At 50.7% G+C, this 5,964-nt stretch carries 10 protein-coding genes and 1 pseudogene; 9 read left to right on the top strand and 2 right to left on the bottom strand.

Annotation, left to right across the window (positions count from 1 at the left end; all coding sequences use genetic code 11):
- Window positions 1–205, bottom strand: a 205-nt coding sequence (locus tag A9975_RS27155; protein ID WP_183033298.1) for a helix-turn-helix domain-containing protein, incomplete at its 3' end; no start/stop codon positions are given.
- 45 nt (window positions 206–250) lie between these two features.
- Here A9975_RS27155 and A9975_RS38645 point away from each other — a divergent pair.
- From A9975_RS38645 to A9975_RS27110, 9 genes and pseudogenes are all read left to right on the top strand, one after another.
- Window positions 251–409: a deaminase domain-containing protein gene (locus A9975_RS38645; RefSeq protein ID WP_183035467.1), complete on the top strand. Its 159-nt coding sequence runs from the start codon at window positions 251–253 to the stop codon at window positions 407–409.
- A gap of 5 nt (window positions 410–414) precedes the next feature.
- Window positions 415–777 (top strand): hypothetical protein, encoded by a 363-nt coding sequence (locus tag A9975_RS27145; RefSeq protein WP_183035466.1) that lies wholly within the window; start codon window positions 415–417, stop codon window positions 775–777.
- 221 nt (window positions 778–998) lie between these two features.
- Entirely contained in the window at window positions 999–1,265 is a 267-nt protein-coding gene (locus A9975_RS27140; protein ID WP_183035465.1) for a hypothetical protein, read from the top strand.
- Between the two features lie 50 nt (window positions 1,266–1,315).
- Window positions 1,316–1,720 (top strand): hypothetical protein, encoded by a 405-nt coding sequence (locus tag A9975_RS27135; RefSeq protein WP_183035464.1) that lies wholly within the window; start codon window positions 1,316–1,318, stop codon window positions 1,718–1,720.
- A 403-nt stretch (window positions 1,721–2,123) separates the two neighbouring features.
- Window positions 2,124–2,588: a hypothetical protein gene (locus A9975_RS27130; RefSeq protein WP_183035463.1), complete on the top strand. Its 465-nt coding sequence runs from the start codon at window positions 2,124–2,126 to the stop codon at window positions 2,586–2,588.
- Between the two features lie 599 nt (window positions 2,589–3,187).
- Window positions 3,188–4,072, top strand: a complete 885-nt coding sequence (locus A9975_RS38640; protein WP_183035462.1) for a DUF6862 domain-containing protein — start codon at window positions 3,188–3,190, stop codon at window positions 4,070–4,072.
- Window positions 4,073–4,091: 19 nt separating this feature from the next.
- On the top strand, window positions 4,092–4,760 hold the full coding sequence (locus A9975_RS27120) for a hypothetical protein (protein WP_183035461.1): 669 nt from the start codon (window positions 4,092–4,094) through the stop codon (window positions 4,758–4,760).
- A gap of 3 nt (window positions 4,761–4,763) precedes the next feature.
- A complete protein-coding gene (locus tag A9975_RS27115; protein ID WP_183035460.1) occupies window positions 4,764–5,081 on the top strand; it encodes a hypothetical protein in 318 nt (105 codons plus the stop codon).
- Window positions 5,082–5,176: 95 nt separating this feature from the next.
- Window positions 5,177–5,629: pseudogene (locus A9975_RS27110) on the top strand (IS5 family transposase); the annotation flags it as partial.
- Between the two features lie 43 nt (window positions 5,630–5,672).
- On the opposite strand, the gene A9975_RS27105 reads toward A9975_RS27110, so the two are convergent.
- Window positions 5,673–5,964: IS3 family transposase (locus A9975_RS27105; protein WP_183035459.1), on the bottom strand; the 292-nt coding region annotated here is incomplete at its 5' end.

The following is a 5,964-nucleotide window of genomic DNA, read 5'->3' as shown; positions in this document are numbered from 1 at the left end:
GTATCGGCTTAGCCAGCAGCGCCGTCTGCCCGCCGTTGGCAAAGTCGGCCAGCCAGCGATAGACGCTGCGCACATTGACACCAAAGGCCGCAGCCACGCTTTCTACCGTCTGGCCTTCGCGAATAGCCTTCACTGCCTGCTGCCGCATTACCTGCAAGGCTTGATGCTCGATCGACCGAGCATCCGAGTTTCGTTTGCATTTCATGAAAGCATTGTCTCACATGACAATACTTTCTAAAAGGTTAGTAAGATACTAGAAACGATCGCGCAGCGATTGGGTGGGGGTAGAAATGTCGTTGGATCAATTAATCTTTTTTCTGAAAAAGCGGTCTGCCCAAGCTGCACAAGTGTGATTGTGCAGTTTAGGAGTATGTTTCCAAATATTCAGTTAAATATTTTTACGCATTAAATTATATGAAATCAACAAATAATTATTCGGACCTATGTGAGTTAGTGCGTGAAACATATTCTTACGCAATTAAAAAAATGGGGTTTAGCGCCGGGCAGGCATTTGCGTATACCTATGATTATGTTGAGCTGATATTTAGAGAGGGAAAGTTCCAAAAGCTATGTCTTCTTGTTTCTTTATTTTGTTGCGCAAAGGAGGGTATGGTAGATATGAATATCGACGATTTATTCACTCAAGATGTGCTGGGGGAACTGAGATCGGAAGTGGATGGATTTGATGCTGGAATTAATCCAGATTACAGAGATTATAGATTTATGGATGCCGATTTTCAAGCCGATCTCATTTTGGTTCGGGGTAGTTTTTTGTAAAACAAGGTGGCGGATATTGAGTTTATGATATTGGCATAGTTGAATTTTGTAAGGGTGATAGCATAGATAATGGTGGATAAAGTGGTATTGTGGGTTTTTCTGGTAGATCGTTTGCATCGAGCGAATAGGATATAGAAAATGTGGCTGGTCTTTCCATATGTTTTTTTGATAGCTATCCCGGTAGTACGGTCTGGATAGGTACCAGGACAACGCGATCAAACATGGATCAGATCAAGCAATTGCAAGAGAGCGCACGGGTACTGCATGCTCTGTTGACCCACTATGCAAAGTTTGATGAGGACGCAGAGATGGCTTTGGGCTTTATGACTGGCTTGTTTGCTGATATTGAGCGAGGGGAAGTAGTCCCGCCGGTTCATGACAACTATCGATGGTACTTTGCGAATACCGCGGGACCCCTGTTCAAATATGATGACCTGGGCGAGGCCCACGCTCAGTATTCGCATGCGTTAGAGGGCTGGGCGGCATGACCGCTTCTAGCAGATAGGGATGTTTGGATACAACAAGTCTGGTGCGCTGCATGGAAGTCAGCCCGGAGGAGCGGCGTGGTGGTGGTTTTGACCGGAATGACGCAGTCTTCTTGTGCGGTGGCGTGCCGTCTTGCGAGAGTTATCTGACAAATCTAGGTTCGCAGAACAAAACGGATGAGTTCTCAGCGTTGAGACGTGCAGAGCAAGTACAGATTGCTCTAGAGAACGCCGTTACTAAGGGTACTCTAGTCGACGCACTAGACACTACGATGGTGTCCGGCGCCTCCTTCGGTACCGGAGGAGGTGCGATTGCCGGTGCGACCGCGGGCCGTAAGCCGGCTAATTCTGGTGGCACGTCAGCCGGCGGCGGGCAACAAGGCCGCATGAGCGGCGTCGCAGATCTTTTTGACAAGACCAGCCCAGTGAACGAGATTTCGCTGAATGGCCAAAGATAGACTGCAACTGCGGATAACGTACATCCCGGAGTCCGGTCCGTTGTCAAGATTACTTCTCGGAGAACAATGTGCGTTCCGAAGTTGCCAAAATGACAGCCATGATTAATGGGAATCCGACGGAAATCGAGTTGCGCGAAAGGATAGAACGTCAACTTGGATGGCGTGGGGCAACTGAGATAGTTGGAGGCCGATGGGAGATCGGTATTTCCCGTATCAAACGCGTCGTTTTTCGAAACCGGTGACATTGATCATTCTGTTGTTGAAAACTGGCCCATATTCGTAAGCAAGGATGGTAGTTGTCACGGAGGAAGGCGCCCATAATAGTCTTACGCGTGCATCAGATCGTGCATGCGCCTTCATGTTAGAAAATGACCAGCATTTCTATAGAAGTTAGAAGACATGGATGCTAGAAATTATGCATACAAAAACGCTCGCCAAGTTGTTTCAAGAGTCAAAGGCACAGCCAGTAATTCTGGGTGATATGGTTGTGGTGCCAATTTATCGTCTCCCTCTCGCGGCGGGTAAATGGCATGTCCGTGTGGAGCGAATATCAGCAAAAAACATTCCAGTTCAAGGGATCAGATTAAAGGTTGATCTTGGTCACATCGCTGTCGCCGGCCAGAAGCAGAAGGACATCGTTCTATGGGAAGACACCAGTCCAGATGTTGTTGATATGGAGATTTCATGTGCATCGGAAACTGTTTTTAAGGCTTGGAATGTGTGGCGAGTTGATGGGATCATGCAGGCTTGGATTGGTAATTCTGGAATGATTGTTGAGAACGATGTAGGTAGAATTAAATTGCTCTGCAGCGATGGAACATCAGCGCCGGAATTCGATAATTTGATTGTGACAATTGCAATAAATTAGTGTTTAACGTTATGTCCGTGTTAGGGTTGCATGGGGTAACTCATGTGTATCATCATGATCAATTTTGATTCTGGATCTATTATATTTGATGATGGGTTGAATATATCGAACAGAACAACAATTTCACAGATTGAGAAGTTAGACTTGCCGGGGCTGTCTCCTGCAGTGAAATTGAGAACGCAATTAAGCATTGGAACTCATGCCTGCAAGAATTTGACATGAGGGGTTGGTGCAGTGTTTTCTCAAGAGCGACTAGTACAGGTATGGCTTCAATGTCTAAATGTTGATGGAGTGAATGCAGGTGCGTGGGATTTGGAAAATGAAAAAATGAGAAGAGATTTTCACGATAAATTAATAGAAGAACTTTGTTGCTCGATTTGCCCCTCAGAGAGAGCGCCAGCTTCTTTAGCGTATAAATTCCCCTGGGGAAAGATCTCATCAATTATTGACATGCGTGGAGTGCAGTCATTGATCGTGATTGACTATTTCTGACGAAAGAACTGGCAGCCCAGGCAAGGCGGCAGCCCAAGAGCGCCATCGCCAATGGCACGGTCACTATCACCAATGCCGAGGCGCAGAAGGAGAAGACTGGCAAGACTGTGGAAGCAGTGCTTGCTAGCTTGAATCGGGATACGGATGGCGCTAACCAGGCTCTCGATAAGATCTTTGATGCGAAGAAGGTGAAGGAGCAGCAGGAGGAGAACAAGGTCCGGGCCGAATTGGTGCAGCAGTTGGCGCCGATGGTTTATGACAAAGCAGGAGACCTTCTCCAGGGCCAGCCCACGGCGACCAAGGTGGCCGTGCACGGCCTTCTGGGCGGTCTCATGTCAATGGCGATCGGCGGCAACTTTGCGGCTGGCGCAGCAGGCGGGGCCGCCGCCAAGCTGGCAGTGGAGTCATTCGGCGCTCAACTGCTTGGTATGGAAGGCGTCAGCGTAGAAGACAGAAAGGCGCTGGTGCAGCTTGCAGGCATGATCGTTGGCGGCCTAGCAGGCGGTGCTGCTGGTGGATCCGGCTCTGACTTGGCTGTGGGCGGTAGCGTTGGCAAGGTTGCCACGGAAAACAACTACCTGAAGCACCAAGAGATACTTGATTTCACGAAGGCAAATCAATCCTGCACGGCAAGCGGTAACGCAGAAGCTTGCCGGGAGCGCGATCGGCTCGTTGCACTTGACAAGCAGCGTGATGCAGCTCTGTCAGCCTGCGCGGGGAGCAGCAGCGCGGTTTGCACAGGATTGCAGCAGGAAGTTCGCTCCGCCCAGGCCGAGATCCTTCGTAAGCGGGACGACACCTTCGGTGCATTCGGCGCGAGCCCGGTCGACTACATTCTGCTCGCTATGAATACAGAGGCGCAGGCGGCGGGAACAATGTCGAAGGTTGATCGCCTTGTTGGCACCGCTACCGGCGCCGGGCATGCAATCGCCCAGGGACTCGCTGACATGGCAAAGCTGGCGGGCACCGTCGTGGCCTCAGGGATGAGGTGACCAGAAGGCGGGTGAAGAGTTGCGAGGCACGATCGATGGATTGGGTCGGCTTCTGGCGAATCCGACAGCCTGGGAGGCGTTGATAGCTAGTGCTACGGTTGAGCAGAGGGAGAGACTGGCGTCGGCCTACGAGAAGGCAGACGCCAAGGAAATTGGGCGAATCGGTGGTGAGTTGGTTACTTACCTGCCGTTCGGTGGTGCTGCCGGCGTAGTCAAGACAGCGACAACGGCGGCGGAGGAGGCCGCAAAGGCGGCAGCCCTCGGAAAGGGCGTGGGGATCACTGATGCAAAAGGGAGCCAGCCTGTAATCGGAGCTGGAGGTGCAATTGATGGTTTCAATGCAGCGCAAGGTGTCGTTGCATCTCGAATCAACGTGAGGACGGGCGATGCAGCTGTTAAAAGTAGTGGGCTTGAATATGCATGGGCGAAACATGGCGGGGCTTGGGGGCAAAATAAATCTGCATTCACGATTTCTAAGGATGAATTGAATGTTTTTTTACAAGACCCATTGGTTGTGAAAACACCGGCATATCAATCACCAACATCTGGTAACTTCATTCGAACAGTTGATTTTGGGCGGCCAGTTGGTGTTGATGCAAAAGTTGGGGGGAAGTCGACGAATTTCATGACGGTCATAACTGATAAAAAAGGCAATTTGGTCAACGTATTTCCAGGAAAAACTTTTTAGGCTATGTATTATTTAACTGTTTGGGATAAAGATCTGGCAGCCACAGGAAAAGATGGAGCTTTGAGTAGGATCGAAATACCAATGGATGTGGCGAATTTTTTATTCGCATTGGATTCGGAGGAATTTCCTATTCTATCGAGCTTGAGCTTTGATGAATATGATCTGATTTCTGGTGCGGAAATCGAGTCGCTTGCTAATGAGATAATTGAAGTCGTTAGAATAAATCCATCTGTTTCGGGATTAATTGATTTGATGCTGAAAAAGATTACTGAGGCGCGCTCTTTGGAGAAGAGCATTTTGTTTGATCCGTTCAGGGGTTAGTGCTTGGTGCAAAAAGGAACTGTGCCTAGGGATGGTGTTCAAAACTCGCCGCAGACCGGGCGCTCATGGCGGGGTTTTCCAGCGACAATAAGTGCATGAAACAAACTGACCTTGGCCTGGACCTGAGCAACCGCCGCACGCGCAAGCGCGTGTTTCTCGATGAGATGGAGCGCGCGGTACCTTGGGATGAGTTTCTGACGCTGATTGCGCCGCACGCCCCGACCAAGGCAACGGGCCGCCGGCCGTTTCCCCTCGCAGCGATGCTGCGTATTCACCTGATGCAGCAATGGTTTGGTCTGAGCGATGTGGCGATGGAAGAAGCGTTGTATGACACGCCGCTGTACCGCGAATTCGCTGGCCTGGGCGGCATGAGCCGCCTGCCTGACCGCGTTAGCATCCTGCGCTTTCGGCATCTGCTCGAACGACACCAGCTTGCCGAGCAGTTTCTCAACACGGTCAACGAGCAACTCAATGCCAAAGGCTTCCTGCTCAGGGAAGGCACGGTGGTCGATGCCACGTTGATTGCCGCGCCGAGTTCCACGAAGAACAAGTGAGGTTCCCCTTGTTTTTCGCCTTCCAAGGGTAAGGGAGTCAAGCCGCCATGTCCCGTGGGTGTTCCCAGTCCCGGAGGTACTGGGCCGGGGACACATAGCCGAGCGTGGAGTGTCGGCGGCTCCGATTGTAAAAGATCTCGATGTAGTCAAAGAGATCGTCTTTGGCTTGCTCGTGCGTGGCGTAGCGCTGGCCATGCACCCGCTCGTTTTTCAGACTGTTGAAGAAGCTCTCGCTCGGGGCATTGTCCCAACAGTTCCCTTTGCGACTCATCGAGCAGACCATGCCGTAATCCACCAGCTTGGCCTGGAAGGCCTGGCTAGCATACTGG

Origin of the sequence: Cupriavidus sp. UME77, assembly GCF_014170355.1 — a bacterium.
In the GTDB taxonomy this organism is placed as follows: domain Bacteria; phylum Pseudomonadota; class Gammaproteobacteria; order Burkholderiales; family Burkholderiaceae; genus Cupriavidus; species Cupriavidus basilensis.
The sequence above is the reverse complement of the archived record's forward strand: the minus strand, read 5'-3'. Positions and strand labels throughout refer to the sequence as shown.